The organism is Pseudoalteromonas sp. S327 (assembly GCF_005886415.1).
GTDB classification, from domain to species: Bacteria; Pseudomonadota; Gammaproteobacteria; order Enterobacterales; family Alteromonadaceae; genus Pseudoalteromonas; species Pseudoalteromonas atlantica.
This window is the reverse complement of sequence record NZ_PNDP01000003.1, coordinates 38288-56673: the sequence shown is the minus strand read 5'-3', so window position 1 is coordinate 56673 and position 18386 is coordinate 38288. Positions and strand designations below refer to the sequence as shown.

18 protein-coding genes and 1 pseudogene are annotated in these 18386 nt (G+C 39.1%); 18 read left to right on the top strand and 1 reads right to left on the bottom strand.

Going from position 1 to position 18386, the window contains the following annotated elements; all coding sequences use genetic code 11:
* Nucleotides 1-55: 55 nt before the first annotated feature.
* The 15 genes and pseudogenes from CWB60_RS01850 (at nt 56) to CWB60_RS01780 (ending at nt 16102) form a co-directional block, all read left to right on the top strand.
* Nucleotides 56-1933, top strand: coding sequence for a type VI secretion system Vgr family protein (locus tag CWB60_RS01850; RefSeq protein ID WP_138576587.1), 1878 nt, complete (start codon nt 56-58; stop codon nt 1931-1933).
* Between the two features lie 7 nt (nt 1934-1940).
* Nucleotides 1941-2297 carry a hypothetical protein gene (locus CWB60_RS01845; protein ID WP_024032868.1) on the top strand — a complete coding sequence of 119 codons (357 nt, stop codon included), beginning with the start codon at nt 1941-1943 and terminating at the stop codon, nt 2295-2297.
* Between the two features lie 37 nt (nt 2298-2334).
* The gene (locus CWB60_RS01840; protein WP_096042749.1) at nt 2335-2625 is read left to right on the top strand and encodes a PAAR domain-containing protein; all 291 of its coding nucleotides are present in this window, start codon (nt 2335-2337) and stop codon (nt 2623-2625) included.
* Between the two features lie 2 nt (nt 2626-2627).
* Nucleotides 2628-3653, top strand: a complete 1026-nt coding sequence (locus CWB60_RS01835) for a hypothetical protein (RefSeq protein ID WP_138576585.1) — start codon at nt 2628-2630, stop codon at nt 3651-3653.
* Entirely contained in the window at nt 3650-4501 is an 852-nt protein-coding gene (locus CWB60_RS01830) for a hypothetical protein (RefSeq protein ID WP_138576583.1), read from the top strand. Before CWB60_RS01835 ends, CWB60_RS01830 begins: the two co-directional genes overlap by 4 nt.
* The gene (locus CWB60_RS01825; protein WP_138576581.1) at nt 4501-9324 is read left to right on the top strand and encodes an RHS repeat-associated core domain-containing protein; all 4824 of its coding nucleotides are present in this window, start codon (nt 4501-4503) and stop codon (nt 9322-9324) included. Before CWB60_RS01830 ends, CWB60_RS01825 begins: the two co-directional genes overlap by 1 nt.
* Nucleotides 9321-9806: a hypothetical protein gene (locus CWB60_RS01820; RefSeq protein WP_138576579.1), complete on the top strand. Its 486-nt coding sequence runs from the start codon at nt 9321-9323 to the stop codon at nt 9804-9806. The genes CWB60_RS01825 and CWB60_RS01820 overlap by 4 nt, the downstream gene beginning before the upstream one ends.
* Nucleotides 9807-10599: 793 nt before the next feature.
* A complete protein-coding gene (locus tag CWB60_RS01815; protein WP_138576577.1) occupies nt 10600-11490 on the top strand; it encodes an N-acetylmuramidase domain-containing protein in 891 nt (296 codons plus the stop codon).
* Nucleotides 11477-11947 carry a hypothetical protein gene (locus tag CWB60_RS01810; protein WP_138576575.1) on the top strand — a complete coding sequence of 157 codons (471 nt, stop codon included), beginning with the start codon at nt 11477-11479 and terminating at the stop codon, nt 11945-11947. The genes CWB60_RS01815 and CWB60_RS01810 overlap by 14 nt, the downstream gene beginning before the upstream one ends.
* 90 nt (nt 11948-12037) lie before the next feature.
* A pseudogene (locus tag CWB60_RS20850) lies at nt 12038-12343 on the top strand (hypothetical protein); the annotation flags it as partial.
* A 220-nt stretch (nt 12344-12563) separates the two neighbouring features.
* Nucleotides 12564-13043: a hypothetical protein gene (locus tag CWB60_RS01800; protein ID WP_138576573.1), complete on the top strand. Its 480-nt coding sequence runs from the start codon at nt 12564-12566 to the stop codon at nt 13041-13043.
* A 76-nt stretch (nt 13044-13119) separates the two neighbouring features.
* Nucleotides 13120-13386 carry a hypothetical protein gene (locus tag CWB60_RS01795; RefSeq protein ID WP_138576571.1) on the top strand — a complete coding sequence of 89 codons (267 nt, stop codon included), beginning with the start codon at nt 13120-13122 and terminating at the stop codon, nt 13384-13386.
* 82 nt (nt 13387-13468) lie between these two features.
* Nucleotides 13469-14248: a hypothetical protein gene (locus CWB60_RS01790; protein WP_138576569.1), complete on the top strand. Its 780-nt coding sequence runs from the start codon at nt 13469-13471 to the stop codon at nt 14246-14248.
* A gap of 145 nt (nt 14249-14393) precedes the next feature.
* The gene (locus CWB60_RS01785) at nt 14394-14912 is read left to right on the top strand and encodes a DUF6795 domain-containing protein (RefSeq protein ID WP_249318299.1); all 519 of its coding nucleotides are present in this window, start codon (nt 14394-14396) and stop codon (nt 14910-14912) included.
* A gap of 23 nt (nt 14913-14935) precedes the next feature.
* A complete protein-coding gene (locus CWB60_RS01780; RefSeq protein WP_064387120.1) occupies nt 14936-16102 on the top strand; it encodes a lipase family protein in 1167 nt (388 codons plus the stop codon).
* 14 nt (nt 16103-16116) lie between these two features.
* On the opposite strand, the gene soxR is transcribed toward CWB60_RS01780, so the two are convergent.
* Entirely contained in the window at nt 16117-16578 is a 462-nt protein-coding gene (soxR, locus tag CWB60_RS01775; RefSeq protein WP_138576567.1) for a redox-sensitive transcriptional activator SoxR, read from the bottom strand.
* Nucleotides 16579-16655: 77 nt separating this feature from the next.
* Between soxR and CWB60_RS01770 the strand changes: the two genes are divergently transcribed.
* From CWB60_RS01770 to CWB60_RS01760, 3 genes are all read left to right on the top strand, one after another.
* Nucleotides 16656-17129: a flavodoxin family protein gene (locus CWB60_RS01770; protein ID WP_138576565.1), complete on the top strand. Its 474-nt coding sequence runs from the start codon at nt 16656-16658 to the stop codon at nt 17127-17129.
* 64 nt (nt 17130-17193) lie between these two features.
* On the top strand, nt 17194-17706 hold the full coding sequence (locus CWB60_RS01765) for a DsrE family protein (protein WP_138576563.1): 513 nt from the start codon (nt 17194-17196) through the stop codon (nt 17704-17706).
* Nucleotides 17706-18329 (top strand): GDSL-type esterase/lipase family protein, encoded by a 624-nt coding sequence (locus CWB60_RS01760; RefSeq protein ID WP_249318297.1) that lies wholly within the window; start codon nt 17706-17708, stop codon nt 18327-18329. Before CWB60_RS01765 ends, CWB60_RS01760 begins: the two co-directional genes overlap by 1 nt.
* Nucleotides 18330-18386: the final 57 nt, after the last annotated feature.

The following is an 18386-nucleotide window of genomic DNA, read 5'->3' as shown; positions in this document are numbered from 1 at the left end:
GCTCTGAGCTTTTGCTCAGAGCTTTTTTTGATCTTTAGGATGGGAAAGGCAAGGAATGCAACAAGCAACACAAGATAATAACGTAATTCAAATTAGCACCCCTGCTGGTAAAGATGCCCTCTATTTAACCCGATTTGTTGCCCAAGAGGCAATGTCAGATTTATTTGTTATGTCTGCCAATATGTACACGATTGGTAAACAAATAGCGCACGAAGATTTAGTAGGTAAGCCTGTATCTATTAAAGTAAAAAATGCTCAAGGCGGTGGTGAACGTTACTATCACGGAATAGTAAGTCATTTAGTATCAAATGGTAGCCGCACAGCTGATGTAGAAGAACAAAAAAACTATATAGATTATCAGGCAACTATCGTTCCGTTCGCAGCATCAATGCGCAATCGTAAAAACAGCCGAATATTCCAAAAGAAAACTATTAAAGAAATATTTGCTGACCTATTTGGTCAACATAATGTTGCCTTTAGTGATAAAACCAGCAAGACATACCCTAAATACGAGTACTGTGTTCAGTACCAAGAGTCAGACTTTGACTTTATTCAACGACTTTTTCAGCAAGAAGGTATTTTTTACTTTTTTGAGCACACCAATAGCAACCACACACTGGTACTTGCAGATGATATAACTGCATACGAGGTATGTGACGAAGCTAAAGTTGTTTATTCAACTGGCCATTTAAGCGAATCACACGTATCGCGTTGGCAGGGCGGTTTAAGCATTGCACCTGGCAGCTTTAAACGCGTTGGTTACGACTTTAAGCAGCCATCACGCTACCCAGACGGAGAGCAAGCAAACCCACAGCTCCCGACGCAATCAGTATCAGAAATTTTTGAATATACTGGCGAGCAAGAGTGCCACCCGCGTGCAGCTAACTTAGCATCTGTTCAGCTTGAGTCATTACAGCGAGACATGAAGCTTTCTAGTGGTCGTAGTGACTGTCGCTCATTCACTGTGGGTAAACTTTTTAGCTTTAAAAAGCACGAAGACCCACGTCTTGAAGGTAAAACATTTGTCATTACCTCTATGATGACGTCAATAACAATACCTAATCAATCGGGTGCATTGCAATCAAGTGCTGAAGAAGTGTACTCGAACCATTTTGAATGTGTACCCAAAGATATACCCTACAGAGCGCAAATAAATAAGAAAAAACCAGTTATAAACGGTGTGCAAACGGCAATCGTAACTGGCGACAGCGCCGATGAAATAATGATTGACCAATATGGTCGCGTAAAAGTGCAATTTGACTGGGACCGAGAAGGTAAAAAAGATTCAAAAAGTTCATGTTGGATCCGTGTTGCGCAAAACTGGGCAGGTAAAAAGTGGGGAGCGTTTTTCTTCCCTCGGGTAGGCCAAGAAGTACTTGTAGACTTTATAAATGGTGACCCAGACCAACCAATTATTAGCGGAGCAGTGTACAACGCAGATTTAATGCCTCCGTATGCACTGCCTGGCGAAAAAACACAAAGTGGTATTAAAACACGCTCTACTAAAGAAGGCGGAGCCGATAACTTTAATGAGCTAAGGTTTGAGGATAAAAAAGGCAGCGAGCTGGTTTATATTCAAGCAGAAAAAGATAAGCAGCTTTACGTAAAAAATGACCAAAACGACAAAACAGATCACGACCATAATATTGAAATTGGCAACGATCGAAAAGTTGATATTGGCAATAATGAAACACTAAAAGTGGCTAAAAATCGCAGTGACGATATAGGTGAAAACGACACGTTAAAAGTGGGTAAAACACTTAATATTGAAGCCGGTGACGAAATAGTAATTAAAACAGGCTCTGCACAAATTAAAATGAGCAGCAGCGGTAATATAACTATAGAAGGCACTAATATAGACATTAAAGGCAGTAACGTTAAAGTTGATGGTAGCGCCATTGCTTTATCTGCCGGCATGATTAAATTAAATTAGTGCAGTTATGGAAATAATAAATAGCTTTTATACAGGGCATAGAAATGGCATTAATAATAATGGTTACGTTGTATATTGCCGTTACGGTTTGCCGTATTTAATTTGTTTGCCAATAAATAGGCCAGATGATCCATTGCTAAATCCTGCATTAACGCATTTAAAAGCTATGGATGGTTATTATGCTAATCAGTTTTTAAGTAATTTACATAATGCTTTAAATAGTGAAGATACCATAGCTGCTTTATATCAGTACGCATTACAAAGCCCGGTATCAATTTCGGATTATAGTAAGGCAGAATTAGTTGATACCTTATCGGGTTTAGTTTCTCAAAGTAAATTATTAATTATTCCTTTATTTGATTAGTTTTATTGTCAAAAAGTAAATAAGACAAGGAGTCTTTATGGGTAAGCCCGCAGCTACAATTGGTCATATGCATGTATGCCCTAAAACCACAGGTACAGTCCCGCATGTTGGCGGCCCTGTTGTGGTAGGCTCAACTAATGTATTAATAGGTAGCATGCCCGCAGCACGTAAAGGCGATATGTTAGTGTGTATTGGCCCACCCGACAGCATAAAGTCAGGCTCTGGTAGCGTAAAAATTAACGGTAAACCCGCAGCTCGAATGGGTGATGATAGCTCCCACGGCGGAAAAATTGTTGTTGGTAACCCTACTGTATTAATAGGTGGCTAACCTTGCTGTCTACTTACATAAGTAATCATCAAGCACAATTGCTCTGTATTAGTAAGGCGCAGTGCTGCCCGTTTACTTCTGTAGGTTATGTAAAAACACTTAAAAAAAAGCTGTTAGAAACAACGTGGCTAACCGCTAAAAAAAATAATACTCCTCAACACTTTACACAACCCGATTTAACTTTAATTAATACATTAGTAACGAGTGAGCAAAGCCTTGATGTGACTGCGCAGGCATGTATAGAGGTTATGGCTAATTTACCGCAAACAATTAACCTGGCTTTTATAAACTCGTTGCTCAACAGCTCATCCCTGCATGACTTAGCAAAGGCTGTTATTTATAAAGTTTTATTACAGCAACACAGCTTTAATTTAATTGCATTAATTGACTTAAATACTATTTATTTTGCATTGGCTGATAGCACCGAACAAGAGGCAACATCAGCCGAAACAGTGGCGCTTATCAGTGCATTCAACTCTAATGCAAACATACAAGTGCTAAAACATGTGTTTGATGAGCTATGTAAAAGTAAGCTTGTTAATTCACTGTTAATGTCGCTTTTTTTATTATCACTAAGTTGGGAACAAGTAAACGCATTAAGTAATTACGCAAGCAATGTTTTAACAGTAGATGACACGTTACATGTGCTATTACAAAGTGGCTATGTAAAGCTAGTGCCCTTAGCGTGTATGTCGTTAAACCAAGTAGAAAACCCAACAGCTATTATTGCCTTAATAAGGCGAATGCTCGGTGATAAGCTCGATTTACTCGTAAGCTATGACATTCAAGTAAGTGCATTTAATGCTGAACAGCAAGCACTAGTGGCTTTTAAACAGCAGTTACAGCAAAACTGGCCTAAATACGAGGAGGAGCTTTGCTTACAAAGGTTTGTAGCTGGAAAATCTCTTAATAAAAGGTTAAACGCAATAGAAATGTCGGCAATGGACTGTTATAGCCAAGCAATATTTAATTTGTATACTTACTACAAATCGATGGCTAAAAATGTAAAAGCAGAGGCGCAAGCATGAAGGCGTTTAATGTAAACGTAAGCTGTTTTTCAACGCCTTTGTCGCAAGACATAGATACACTGCTATATGCAGATAACCCAAACCCACCTAGCGGTATTACTTGGCAATCATGGAATGCCTGTATTTATGATTGCATAGTAAAAGCGAAAGAACTTTTTGCAAAAGTAGAAGACTCAAACTTGCCACTTGTATGGTTATTGCCAGCACTTGCGTACCAAGATGAGTTAAAGCAGCTTTTAGCAAAAAGTTTTAAACAGTTGTTCCCTGAGCATGTAGAGCACTTATTATTTTATGGCGCTGTTGGTGCTAATACGTTAGTGCAGTTGGCGGTGCAAAAAAAATGGCATAAGGCAAACGTGATAGCCATTGATGCTACCTATAAAGCCGATAAAAACAATGAGTGGGTATACTTAGGAGTAGGTGGTGCACTCGCGACTATTGAAACGGCTCAAATTGGCTGGATGCAAACTAGTCATGAATTTGCTCCTTCAATAGATTTTATAAAGCACGACCAACTAGGCGGTATATTTTCAAAAATCTCACAGGATAATAAAGACCATATAGATCTTATATTTGCACCTGGCAACGGCATACATCAGCAAAGTGATGTATGGCTGACTAATTTACAATTGCTCAGTAATTTAATTAATGAGCATACACATTATGAATTACCTAATTACAAATTAGGTAAAATTGGTGCGCTTGAAGGACTCGTCAATTTATATCAATTGACCTCAAGCCCGGCTATTGTAAATCACTTTAAACACGCTTTAGTGATTTCTCAAGAACAATCAAAATATCAGGCCGCAGCATCATACTTATGGATAAGTGAGGAAGTACACAACTAATGCAAAGTAATACGGTTGTTTTACAAGGAACGAGTTACCCCATTTGCCTAGTTGCTGGCAAAGGCCAAACGCCGTCAGGTTATGCGCCAACTGTGGCAAACACCCCTGAAACGGCTAAACAACAAATAGCTCAAATTGGTGGTGCGTTAACAGGTGACGCTGCCAAACGCCTCGACGTAATTAATTTATTAAATAGTGCTGGCGTTAACTGCCCACGCAGCGCATCAGCTCGCGAAACCGCAAGCGTACTTACCCAAGCCTTAGTAAGTGGCGCAGTAACGTGTTTCCACCAAAAAGCAAAGTCGGCCATTCAAGTAAGCGATAATACTAATAGTGGCTCAGCGGGCAAAAAGTCGAGCAATAAATCAAGCTCAACCGCATCAGGTAAAAGCGCATCGCAAGCACCCGCTAAAAATACGGGTGGTGCAAGTAATAACACCGCAAGTGAAGAGCCCATTACAAATCAAGAGTGCCGCTCAGATCCGGTTTCAATGCTCTCTGGCGAAGAAATTCTCCCGCTTATCGATTTTACCCTAGCAGGCAGTCGCCAATTAGTGTGGCGACGTTTGTATCGCTCATCTCATGCTGATGTATGCACAACAATGGGTAATGGTTGGCGCCATGACTTTATGGCAAGCCTTACAGAGCATTATTTGCCGCCGCCAAAAGTGGGCCCTAAGCAAAAAGGCACTTACTGGTTAGAGTACCAAGACGAGCACGGCGCTAAACATAAATTTGAAAAAGTGAAACCTGGCCAATCAAGCTATCAGTTAAGTAGTAACCTTGCGCTACATTACCAAACAAATGGTAAGCAAGTACTTGTAACACCAGATGACCAACACCTTACGTTTAAACCAGGCGAAAGCGCGTGGCTGCTTGAAAAAATAATTAACGAAAAAGGCCAAAGCATCGCGTTTTATTACGATGCTAAAGAGCGCCTACACCGTATAGAAGTAAACAAAGTGCGCGGCTGTATTATTAGCTACAACGCGCAAGGTTTATTAAGTAAAATAGCAGCGTACTGCACCGATAAAAACAACAAACAGCAATTGCTATCGCCATTGCTTGCAAGCTACGAGTACGACGAAAACAAAAACCTTGTTCAGTCTACTAATCAGCAAAACGAAACTGAGCGCTACGCGTATAACGCCGCTAACTTATTAACAAAGCGTACCCGAGCCAGTGGCTTTAGCCATCATTTTGAGTGGGATAGCTACTCACCCAGCGCTAAATGTATAAAGCAGTGGGGCGATAACAATACCTATACCTACCAGTTTGAATACAACCCTGAGCGCGGTGAAACAACCTGTATAGACTCTCGAGGCCACAAAGAGCACTTTGTACATAACGCACAAGGTAAATTGGTAAAACATACCGACCCTAACGGCAACGTTTGGCAATATACATACAATGCGCAAGGCCAAAAACTCAGTGAAATAAAGCCCGATAGCAGCACAACGCGCTATAGCTACACACCTTTCGGCCAATTAGAAACAATAACGCAGCCAGATGGTAGCCAAACCCATTTTGCTTACAACCAACTTGGGCAACGTGTATTAACTACCTTACCTGATGGCCAAACCATTACGCGTAAATACAGTGTGGCTGGCTTATTACAAAGCGAAACCTTTGGTGATGGCCGCACCACATTATACAGCTACGATAAGCTCGGCCAGTTAACCCAGCATATTAATAAAAATGGTCAAATCACCAAGTTTATTTGGAACGAGCAAGGCGAGCTTTTAGCAAAACACCATAACGATGAGTTAATACGTTACAGCTACGACAGCCTAGGCCGCGTAAATGCCACACTTAATAACGCAGGCTTACTCACCCAATATAAATACAATGAGCATGGCCAGCTTACACAAACAATTGCCTTTGATGAAAACGAGCCTGAAAATAAGCAGCATCAATACTTTAGCTACGACGAAGCAGGGCGGTTAATTAGCTCGCAAAACAGCAAAGGCGACACCACCGAGCAACACTTTGAAGGGCTAAGCCAACCGCACTGTGTTATTCAGCCCGATGGCAGCGCACTGCATTTAACGTACGACAAAGAGCGAAACTTAACAGCCATCGAGCGAAGCGACGGCCGCGTATACCGCATAAGTTACGACGCGAACGAAAACCCAACACAAATAACAGGGTTTGATGGCACGCTACAGCAGTATAAATACGATGCCTGTAACCGCTTAGCCTCAGTAACGCAAAGCAACAAACGCCATGTAAAAATAGAGCGCGACAGCCTTGGCCGCGTAACTGCGCAGCATGCAAGCCTTGCAAGCGACTCACATATTGTTAATAACGCCAATTACTACAGCTATAACCTGCAAGGTAAAATTACTCGTGCACATAATGCGCAATCAACACTTAAGCAGCAGTTTGATAAAGGCGGCAGGCTATTGTGCGCCGAGCAAGTTAATAACCAGCAACAAGCGCATACCCTAGAGTACAGCTACGATGAATACGGCAGAAGACAAACTCTTACCCTGCCAGACTCAACCACGCTTAAATACAGCTACAACCAGTTTGGCCAGCTAAGCGGCATTAACTTACTGCAAACCAACAGCAAAGAGGTAGAACTTGCAAAGCCGCTTGTAACATTAAGCTACGACAGCCAAGGTAATATTAAAGCCCAACAGTTTGGTAACAGCATAACCCTTACTCAACAGTTTGATGTATTCAACCGTTTAATGCAGCAACAGCTCACGCACCCAGCACAAACATTATTTGATACCTGTACGTACAACTACGACAGTGTAAATCAGCTTATAGCCCGTAAAAACGAAGGCGTAAGCAGCCAAAACATCAATTTTGAATACAACAGCTTAGGTCAGTTAGTAAAACAAACATTGGCAAGCTCACGTGCTGATACAACCACGCACTACCAGTGGGATAGCTTTGGTAACCCGCAAAGTCAGACTGTTCAATCAAACACAAGCGATGCAGACCTTAGAGATACAGGCGAGCAGGGTATAGAACATGATACTGCCAGTAACGAGCATACAGCCAGCTCTTCTATTGATTTAACACGCGCCACGCATAGTGAATACAATGAGTTAGCGCCAAATAGTGGTGAAAGTAGTAGTAAAAATAGTAGCAATGCTGACTCAGTAATAAACAATAAAGGCATTAACAACACCACAATAAACAGTGCCACCGACGCCGACCGCCTAACACAATTTGGCGACAGCGACTTTTACTACGACGAGTTTGGTAACCAAATACGTGAAACCGGCAAAGGCATAAAAACCCGCCGTGAATACAACGCGTTTAACCAGTTAAGCTGTTTTAACAACAACGGCACGCTCACGCAATACGACTACGACCCTCTCGGGCGTCGTATCGCCAAGCACACCGAGCACGGTAAAATTGACTACATTTGGGATAACGACCAGCTAATCGGTGAATGCCAGCACGGTGAATATACTTGGTATATTAACCTGCCAAATCAATTTCATCCAGTAGCACTAATTAAACAAGGTGAGGTGTACTACTACCACCTAGACCAACTGAATACCCCACGTTTTGTAACCAATAACAAAGCAGAAGTCGTATGGGAAAACCAAGCCGATGTGTATGGCTATGAAGAGCCACAATCAGGTGCTGACTTTAATAAAGAAAACAGCTTCACTCAGCCAATCCGCTTTCAAGGGCAGTATTTAGATGAAGAGAGTGGCTTACATTACAACCGCTACCGTTACTACAGCCCCAAGCAGCAACGCTTTATAAATCAAGATCCGATAGGGCTTGTGGGTGGGATAAACCACTATCAATATGCACCGAATCCGGTTAATTGGGTAGATCCGTTTGGGTTGATGTGTGAAGAGGGTGAAAAGAGCTTAAAAGATGCGCTTGCTGTAAATGTTGCTACCGGGTGTATAAGCCCTAAACTTTCGGAAAAATTATATTTAGCAGCTCAAGAGGGCAACCTTACACCAAAAGAAATTAAGCAAGGGTTAGCAGCTTTAGCCGTAGCTAAGGCTGTCCCGATTCAGCCGATAGCTAATCCAACGACCACAAATGTCGTACGAATCGCAGCTCAGGCAGCAGCTAATGATGCTTCATTTGTTGCTGAAAGATCATTGTTAGCGACAGTTGCACCTTGGTTAGCAAAGGCCGTAGGTACAGTATCCTTGCTAGCATATAGCTCATCAACGGGTGGAGCTTTAGAGGAACTGACTGCGCCTGATGGAACTACCTACTCTAAATATAGCGATGAGGTTTATTATAAAGCAGTTGGAGTAGATGGTGATGAGTGGAGTACTACTGATCCTCAGCAAGATATACAATTTAGAATGTGGAAAGCTACTGGTGGAGAAGGAACACTCCAAGATTGGCTATCGCAAGGAATGCCAGATAAAAGTCTTAAAAAGAAAAAATTTAAACGTTCCGAAATAACACAAGAAACACACCCCCACTTATTCCATAATGGAAGGCTTAAACGAGGATCAAAATATGCTATCACTGGTGAGTCACATGAAGTGACAGGAGTCAAATTTGATGCAGATGCCCAGCCTATTTTTGATTCAATGTATGATGCTAAGTTGCCTCAGAATATGGTCGGACCAGAAACTAGTGATGATAAGCAGTTTAGAGAAGCAACTAAACAATTAAAGAATGAATTAAAAGACAATCCTTTACTTAGAGATAACTTTACAGAAGAACAGTTGACTGAAATTGATACTGAATCACCTAAAATAAGTGATTATACTTGGCATCATCATGGTGAAGATACATTACAGTTGGTTGACGAGGATATTCATGCTAAAACAGGTCATCATGGCGGTAGAGCTGAAACTGGAGGTAGAAAAAAATGAATGCTTTTTTAGAGACAAATCAATGTAGTGTTTTTTGTAAGTTGGATAATTACGATGTGGTTGCTAATTACTTAGACAGTACTGTTAGTGATGTTGTAAGTTTAGAGAAATTGGATAATGATTCCAGTTTAGGTGAAAGATACAGAATTACTCACTCACAAGAATATATAGATTTTTATGTTTTAATTAGAAAGCAGGGGGGAGATAAAGTCTCCAAATCTATTATAGGTGCTTATAATTTTTTTAGGAGAATAGAAACAGATGCAATCTCCAATAAAGAGTTTATACAGCAACATTTATCAGAGAGTAATTCTTCAATTAGTATCAAATCATCTACCGAATACTCTGATTTTAGTTATAAATTTATTTTAAAATTTGTTAGTGAATTAGAAGGGCTTATCTTTAACGGAACGGGTATGCTCGATGAATTTGGGGCTCTAGTTTTAGGTGATGATGGAGCATATTCCGTTTTATATGAATAGAATAACAACGCACTTTAATAGCAGAATAAATAATAACAACCCACTTTAAATAGTAGGTGTCGATTTACTACTAACACATTGTAATTAAAAATAAACAAGACACCCATCCTAAATTTTGCTCTTTAAGTAGTGACTACTGTTTAATTATTGTGAAAAATTAGCAGGGTGTTTTATGGCATTCGCAAGTAAGTGTCAAGTAGGTTTGCTTGATACAAACTATTACTACTGTATATAACATAAAAATAAACAAGACATATATGGACGCACCCCTGAAGTCAAGACGAGCTAATGTATAAACATCAAAATTGATGCCTTTATTTTATTATCATGTATCCCATTTCACAGTAATGATGCGTCACAAGCTTGCTGAAAAGCAAAGGTACTGACATATATTCGAGCTATGGTGTCATGGTTATCATGCGCCATGCTCCTAATGAGATTCGTACCAAGGGACCTAAAAAATATTCACCCAAGCGAGATTAAGCCTCGAGTCTTTATCTGGTTAACCTTGGTTAGCGTGCGCTTTTTGTTTCATTATAAGTGAAGTACATACAGGATAAGCGTATGTTACGACTTAAGTGCCCAAACACCCATTCAGGTTTTAAAACCTACGTCTTCGACGGGCTGTCTTAAGTCGTAAACTCGGGTGTGATTGGCATGTTAAATACACATAATTAAGCATCCTTCTGTGTATTTTGCGGAATAAACTAGACACCCATTTTAAATAGTGGGTGTTAATTTACTACTAATACATTGTAATTAAAAATATAACATTAAAGAAAAGGATGCTTCGATGGCAGTAATCAGAATAACTCAATCTGTTGGATTGGGCGGCGCTAACAATTTAAACGATGTAAAAACCGTACAAACCGCTTTAAATTCACTTCTTTACCTCATAGCGCCCACTAGAAAACTTACCGTAGACGGTCGTTTAGGCTCACGCCCTGAAAACTCTAAAACAGTAGCGGCTATTAAGTTGTTTCAAAGCAAAGTGGTAAACATGGTACGCCCAGATGGAAAAATAGATCCAAATGGACGCACCCATAGAAAAATTAACGAAAAGCTTATAACCCTTGTAGTTAAAAATAACTTTAAGCTACCAGTTGCCTCTACAGATGTTAAAAAACTATCAGAATCGGATTATCAAGATATTGCAAAGGAACTAGGATGTAAAGTTGCAGCTATTAAAGCTGTCGCCGATGTTGAATCATCTGGTGATGCATTTTTTTCCAATGGTAAACCAAAGATCTTATATGAAGCACATATATTTTCTCGCTATACAAATCATATATATGATCAGGGTCATCCATCTATATCTAGCAGACACTGGAATCGTAGTTTATACATAGGTGGTACAAGAGAATACACAAGACTAGAAGAGGCTATGACTCTAAATTCAACAGAGGCATTAAAATCAGCTTCTTGGGGGCGTTTTCAAATTATGGGCTTTAACTATCGTGCATCAGGGTTTTCTAATGTTGAGGAGTTTGTACGAACAATGTTTAGCTCTGAAAGAAAGCAACTTGATGCGTTTGTTAACTTTGTGAAACATAAAGGCCTAGAGAAACACCTGCTCACGCTAAATTGGGCTGCATTTGCCAAAGGCTATAATGGGTCAAAATATGCGGAGAACCAATACGATATTAAACTGCAAAAGGCATTTGAAAAATATGATAAAAAATAACCGTTTTCAGGCTTTATTTATTCTTCCGCTATTTTTTGTTGCATCATGTAATGCGACTCAAAGTGAGGCTGAGATTATATTTAAGTGTCAAGCTGATGCACCTAAGCCAGTCGAAATTGTTGTTAGTGAAGTGAATGGAACATTTAAATTGGAGGCGTTTAATGTTGATGGAAGCAACCTCATCAATTCCATTTCACTCAGTGATATAAGTAAGTCCAGTTATCACCGCTCTTTAGTTACAGAGCATAGTATGACTTTTACGCAAGCTAATGGTGACGTCGTAGTAAGTGATTACTACAGTGAAGAGTTTGATACGGTTACAGAGGAAAAATCAGTCACCATACAAAAAAATGGCAAAAAAGAATATTGGACTTGTGATGATTCAAGTTTTAGCAAGCTATCTGCTATTGATGATTTTAAAGTGCATCGTAACTATTCAGCCCCACCTTTAGAATAAATAACATGATACCCACTTTAAATAGTGGGTGTTAATTGGCAGAATAAACTAGATGGCAGAATAAACTAGCACTCATCTTAATTTTGAAGTTTGGCTGATACAAAATATTACCACTGTATCTCGCGTTGTGTTCGGCGTGCTTTTTTGTGCGGTGAAGAGCATTTTACAGGTCAATCTTATGAACATCGACGAGGCTGGGTTGAAGATAAGCTGCTTGAGTTAGCCGAGATATTTTGTATTGATGTGGTCCTTATGCTGTTATTAGTAACCATACTCACTTGGTTCTGTATGTAGATGACAAAAAAGCTGAATGATAAAGTGACCATTATTCGTTGGCATAAACTGTGTAGAGGTACTGTACTTACACAGAAATATATACAGGGCGAAAGCTACTCGCATAAAACTAAATCAATTATAGTGAAACTTTAGTAATAAATCACAACTGCATCATGCAGCGATTTTTATGCGTTTAATTTAAATTTAACAGCAGTAAAATTCTATTTTATGGGTTAAATAAAATAAATTTATTAGGAAAGATAGGTTCTTAATCTAAAAATTTTTATGGCACAGTTTAGCTTTTACTTGCAACTGAAGTATATGAGGAGTTGAGTAAGTAGTGTCTAAAAACGATGAGGTATTTCTATTATTTCCACCATGGAAGCTTTTACGAAGGTTTCTATTAGTAACAGTGCTCTTACTTTTGGGTACTGTATACTCCGGAATGACTGTGTTAATGCAATACTTTGATACAGAACCTGAGTGGCTGTTAGGAATTTTATTTTCTACAGGGGTAGCATTTTGCCTTATAAATTTTAAAGTAAGCCAAGGCTCTTTTTTTTGCGCAAATATATTAAAATTCTATGCTTTATTTTTAGCTGTGATTTGCTTACCGACTTTTATAATTTTAGAAGGTAATGGGTATTATATTGCAACAGTTAGCAATATAGCCTTTATGTTGCTCTCTTTTTATTTAATTAAAGGTGAAAAATACCAAGGTCTTATTAAATATCAGTATGATTTTTTTAAAGATATAAAAGACGCTCGTGCTGCTGTCGAAAAAGAAATGGCAAAAAGTAACCGAAGGAACAAAAAGTAATAATTTTTTTTACCTTTATTCAATTTAGAACTCTAGGGAGCTATGAACGCCTAAGCTAAGGCGCTATAGAAATGATATGGAACAACAAAACCAACAAACATTAACTAACCTTGTTTACGATATTTACGAAGACCCAACTTTAATAGAAGAGCATCAAGTGCTTATCATGCCCTTGTTGAGCGATTTAGTTGCTAGTGCGCCAGCTGGCTTTGAGGGTATGGCGACGATGATTAATACCCATATTTCTAATGGGTTTAAATTCAAAAATCCTAAAATACAAAAATTTGAACTTGAGTCAGGGCTTTTAAAACTTAAAACATACTTTCAAAAAATAAACCTATAACCCCCATCATAATTACACACTCAATTTTTAATATTAATGCAGCACTAGTGCTGCATTAATTTTTTCTCATCAAGGATGATCTATGAGCCTTATCACCACGAGTATTTTAATGCTGTTTTTACAGCCTTTATTTGTATATTTAGCTCTTTTTAAAGAGTCAGATCGGAGTACTCCAAGCCGTTCATTAGATAACGAAGATGCTATGTATCTTTTTATAGCACCAGGGTTAGCTGTATTTTATTCTGATAACTTTTGGCAGGCGTTACTTTATTTAGGAAGTGTATGCCTACTAGGTTTAATGCTCGCCATTATTGTAAAAAGCAAAGCTAAAAAACGATTAACAAGGGATGACGCTATCGGGTTTACTATTGCCAGTTTTTTATTTTTTTGGCTTATAAAATTAATTATTGGTGGGATAGGGTATCTTTTTAGCGAAAATGCCGCGAATGGTTCCGCGGCCGACATAGGCCAGCAAGCTTATTCATCAACTTCAGGTGAGCTTTTAAACTGGGGGTATTTATATTATCAGTTTTGGCCAACGCTATACTTTTTACTATCTATGTTAATCACTTTAGCTATAAAAATAATTGAAAGCCGGTTTGATAAACATTCAACTTCAGGCTCGCTGTTAATTTTGGGTGCAGTTTTAGCTGGCGTATCACCGTTATTTGGCAATGCTTTTATTTTAGGTGTGATAGCTAACTTTTTTATATTTTTTGTTGTGTGTACGGCATGCATAGAAATTGATAAAAAGAGCGATCCTTCAGCCGGAGCTATTAGTATTATGTATGCTTTTTTGCTTATGGGCGGCATCATGTTTAGTGGCATTGGTAAATTAATATATACACTATTTTATAATTAGATTAGTGATTGTTTTTTGGTTAAAAAACATGCAATATAATTGTACCTAATTAGACCCTTACTTTTTCAGTATCAATATGGCTGGTGTAATTAATTAGCCATATATATTAAGTAGTTTATAGCTAGGCCTTGGGAGAGAGTTTGCTTTGTTTTTATCGCGCTTAAAAATTTTTGTATTGGTAATAGTCTCTATTGCCGTTGTTTTTTTTACTACATCACAGGCTTGTGCAGATATGTTTGGCTTTTTTAATAAACAAGAATTTTATTTATCGGCTCCAGTAAAAGGGCAGTTATTAGATAATGGGCGGCCAGTTGCAAACACTAAAGTGATGCGCTCACTTACCTATGGCGATGAATACGTTGATGAAACCACAACAGATGAACAGGGTTATTTTACCTTCACAGAAAAAACAATAAAAACAGGTAAACCTTCTAATATGTTTGATAACGACTCGTTGGTTCAACATATTTATTTAGAAAACGGCACGCCAGAAGGGATTGTTTTGTGGTACACACTTGTTTCAATTCATGAAGATAGCGATACACTTAAAGCACTTCTTGCACACTTAGAGTGTGATATTGGCCAAGAGCCACAAACTTACGATATTCCAATTAAAGAAGATACAAGCCACACTTTTGCGATATACACATCATGTAAACTTTAACTATTTATTTAAAGGGAACTTATATGAATACTTTGACACCCACTCAAGCCGTACAATTAGCAAACCTTGCTTATAAAGCAAAAAGTATTAAAACCACTAATTTACTCAATCGCACACTTCATGCCTCTTTGCGCGACAATTTTAATTTTTCAGTTAATCCAGGTGCAGTACAAGGGGTAACGGGCAGCTTTTTTTCTCATTTATTTAATTTAAGCACAGGCTTTGCTTTAGTAGGGCATGGGCTCGGCGCGTATGAGGGCGATTCGGTTATAACTATTCGGGGAACTAACTCGCTAAGAGATGGATTAACCGATGGGCACTTTGGTGTGAGTGGTGGGTCAAATGGCAGTATGGTGCATGCTGGTTTTAATAAGACTTTTTATAGTATGAAGCCTGCGCTGCAAGAGTTTATAGCAGCGAATATTCAAGATAAAGTAACGGGTTGCGTTCATTTAGTTGGCCACAGCTTGGGTGGTGCGTTAGCGACGCTTTCTGCTGATTGGATCAAAGCTGAGTATTCACTTCCTGTAAAATTATATACGTTTGGTTCGCCGCGTGTTGGGCTTGAAAACTTTTCTCGCGCAGCAACATCTAGAATCGATAAAATTTACCGCTGTACACATGGGGCAGACCCAGTGGCTAAAGTGCCTTTATGGCCTTTTTCACATGCTCCGCACAATGGGCAAGAAATACGTTTAGATAGTGGGCAAGGTTTAAAAGGTGCTGCTCATACTCTTGCTGGTACGCCTGGCTACTTAAACACTGCCAATAGCAATAATTGGAACAACTTAACTATACAAGCTAATCACTTTTTAAACATGCCTGTGCGTTTAAAATTTGAAGACAGAAATCAAGCATCATTTACCTCACATTGGGCAGATAAACTAGGTGCTGCATTAATTACCCTTTTAAAAGATGCAGGCTATTACAGCGCAGTTGCTGCCCAAGCAGCCATTGGAACCGGGCTCACTTTTTACGATATGTTGGCGCGAACGCTTGATAAAATAGCTAAAGCGTCAGCCTCGTTTGCAACACAAACCTTAGGTTTATTAGGGCATATGTTAGTGTTTGCAGGCAAAGTAATTAGTAAAGCGGTGGAGCTGACTTATAGCTTTATAAAATCTGTATTCGACTCAACCCTAGGCGCTTTATACAGAGCTGCAAGAGAAGGGCTTAGCGGCTTAGATTAACCTTAATTTAAATCTTAATCTCGCTCTAACAAAATAGCACCACTTTGGTTTTCGCCTAAGTGGTCATTTTTGTTATAAATAGGGCACTTACTCATAGATAAACATCCACAACCAATACAGCCATCTACGCGGTCGCGTAGGCGCTGCATATACGCTATGCGCTCATCAAGCTGTGCTTGCCATTGCTTTGAAAGGGCTGACCAGTCTTTTTGTGTGGGAGTGCGCTGCTCAGGTAATGTGGCCAGGGTGTGTTTAATTTCATCAAGTGTTATTCCCATGGCTTGTGCGGCTTTTATTACGGCTATACGGCGCAGCACATCTTTTTTATAGCGACGTTGGTTGCCGCTATTTCGCCAACTACGTATGAGTTCTTTTGTTTCGTAAAAGTGTAGGGTTGATACTTTTACGCCGCTGCGCTTAGCGACATAACCTACGGTTAGGTTAGCCTCGGTTAGTTTTTTTTGATCTATTGGCATTGTTTTAAATTTCCGGTTGACCTCAATATAAGTTGAGGTTTTAAGCTTCTTTCAACATTAAAAAAGGAGCTAACTAAATGCAACAAAAACTTAAACGCAGCACTGTTATTATTTACTCAAGCGCACGTAAAAATGGTAATACGCAGGCACACGTTAACAGCTTTGCTGAGCAAAACGATGTAAGGATAATATGTTTAGATGATTATAAAATAGCGCCGTACTGTTATAACAAAAACTATAAAAGCGATGACTTTTACGCTGTATTTGAAGCACTATTAAAGTATGACCACTGGGTGTTTGCCTCACCCGTTTATTGGTACAGCACCACGGTACAAATGAAGTTATTTATTGATAGAATAACCGACTACATGGACGATGAAGCATTAAAACCAAAATTACGAACGCTGCGTAGTAAGCATTTTTCAGTGCTTTCTAATGCGTCATCAACTGAAGCGCCGGCGTGTTTTGTAGAGCAATTTAAAAATACGTTTAGTTATTTAGGTATGCAGTTTATTAATCATCACCATAAAAGTACCCAAAAGGTTGCTTAAATTGCAGCCTTTTTTGGTTGTCTCTGGTAGTTTAGTAATACGCTTAAAAACACAGGATTGTTTTATGAAATATTTACTAGGGTTAGTGCTGCTTTTTAGCCCGTTTATTAATGCTAATGAGCAACCAATTAACGGGTTTGGTAATTATTATAATGTACCCGAGCATGACAAAATTAATAGCTCTACGGTATTTAAAATAGCATTTGATGTTGCCGATGGTGCTAAAAAAGGCGAGCAAAATAATTCAATAAATTCGTTAGCGCGTTTTATTAACATGCATGTAGCGCATGGTGTAAAGCCTGAAAACATTCAACTTGCATTAGTTGTGCACGGCAGCGCAAGCGTTGATGTGTTAGCTAACAGCGAATATAAAAAACGCTTTAGTGCTGATAATAAAAACCAAGCGTTAATTGAGCAGCTACTTGCTAATAACACTCAGGTGTATGTGTGCGGGCAATCGGCTACTCACTTTAAAGTAACGCCTGAATTGCTCATTGATGGCGTAAAAATGTCGCTTTCTGCGATGACCGCGCACGCACAACTTCAACAACAAGGCTATACGCTTAATCCATTTTAATGACGCAAATAACAAAAAATATACTCTGCTTTGGCGACTCTAATACGTGGGGCTTAAACCCCGAAACAGGAAAGCGCTATGATGAAAATACCCGTTGGACGGCGCGGTTACAGCAACAGCTAGGCAGCAGCTTTAGCGTAATAGAGTCGGGGCAGCCAAACCGTACGCTTGTGAATAACCCGCCTTTTACGGGGGAGCTTAATGGTATTCGCTATTTAAAACCCGATTTGCAGCAACACGCTTTACACACGCTTATTATTGCACTTGGCACTAACGATTTAAAAAAGCGTTTTAACTTAGTCCCAGCAGATATAGCCACCGGCCTTACGCATTTTATTGGCTCTATTAAGCAATTTTACTCGCCAGCTAACTTACCAAACATAATTGTTATTGGTCCTTTATTTATTAACCCTCAGCATGGATTAAGCCATATTTATTTAAACTGTAATCAAAAGTTATTGCCCCTAAACGCTCTCTTTAAACGTATAGCACACGAGCACGCGCTTAATTACGTTGATATATCACACCTTAACGCCCCCCTAGGGAGCGATGGTATACATTTAAATAGCCAAGGCCATAAGCAGCTTAGCGATATACTCAGCCACCTGGTTTTGCAATTATAATGCAAACAAATCAATAAATTAAAAACGTAATTTGCTTTAATTATTTTACAAGCTTGA

Excerpts from the sequence above, each read along its gene's own strand:
- CWB60_RS01845 (WP_024032868.1), top strand. The coding sequence starts at position 1,941 with ATGGAAATAATAAATAGCTTTTATACAGGGCATAGAAATGGCATTAAT.
- CWB60_RS01790 (WP_138576569.1), top strand. The coding sequence starts at position 13,469 with ATGAGCCTTATCACCACGAGTATTTTAATGCTGTTTTTACAGCCTTTA.
- CWB60_RS01795 (WP_138576571.1), top strand. The coding sequence starts at position 13,120 with ATGGAACAACAAAACCAACAAACATTAACTAACCTTGTTTACGATATT.
- CWB60_RS01840 (WP_096042749.1), top strand. The coding sequence starts at position 2,335 with ATGGGTAAGCCCGCAGCTACAATTGGTCATATGCATGTATGCCCTAAA.
- CWB60_RS01830 (WP_138576583.1), top strand. The coding sequence starts at position 3,650 with ATGAAGGCGTTTAATGTAAACGTAAGCTGTTTTTCAACGCCTTTGTCG.
- CWB60_RS01825 (WP_138576581.1), top strand. The coding sequence starts at position 4,501 with ATGCAAAGTAATACGGTTGTTTTACAAGGAACGAGTTACCCCATTTGC.
- CWB60_RS01815 (WP_138576577.1), top strand. The coding sequence starts at position 10,600 with ATGGCAGTAATCAGAATAACTCAATCTGTTGGATTGGGCGGCGCTAAC.
- CWB60_RS01850 (WP_138576587.1), top strand. The coding sequence starts at position 56 with ATGCAACAAGCAACACAAGATAATAACGTAATTCAAATTAGCACCCCT.
- soxR (WP_138576567.1), bottom strand. The coding sequence starts at position 16,578 with ATGCCAATAGATCAAAAAAAACTAACCGAGGCTAACCTAACCGTAGGT.
- CWB60_RS01780 (WP_064387120.1), top strand. The coding sequence starts at position 14,936 with ATGAATACTTTGACACCCACTCAAGCCGTACAATTAGCAAACCTTGCT.
- CWB60_RS01810 (WP_138576575.1), top strand. The coding sequence starts at position 11,477 with ATGATAAAAAATAACCGTTTTCAGGCTTTATTTATTCTTCCGCTATTT.
- CWB60_RS01760 (WP_249318297.1), top strand. The coding sequence starts at position 17,706 with ATGACGCAAATAACAAAAAATATACTCTGCTTTGGCGACTCTAATACG.
- CWB60_RS01770 (WP_138576565.1), top strand. The coding sequence starts at position 16,656 with ATGCAACAAAAACTTAAACGCAGCACTGTTATTATTTACTCAAGCGCA.
- CWB60_RS01820 (WP_138576579.1), top strand. The coding sequence starts at position 9,321 with ATGAATGCTTTTTTAGAGACAAATCAATGTAGTGTTTTTTGTAAGTTG.
- CWB60_RS01765 (WP_138576563.1), top strand. The coding sequence starts at position 17,194 with ATGAAATATTTACTAGGGTTAGTGCTGCTTTTTAGCCCGTTTATTAAT.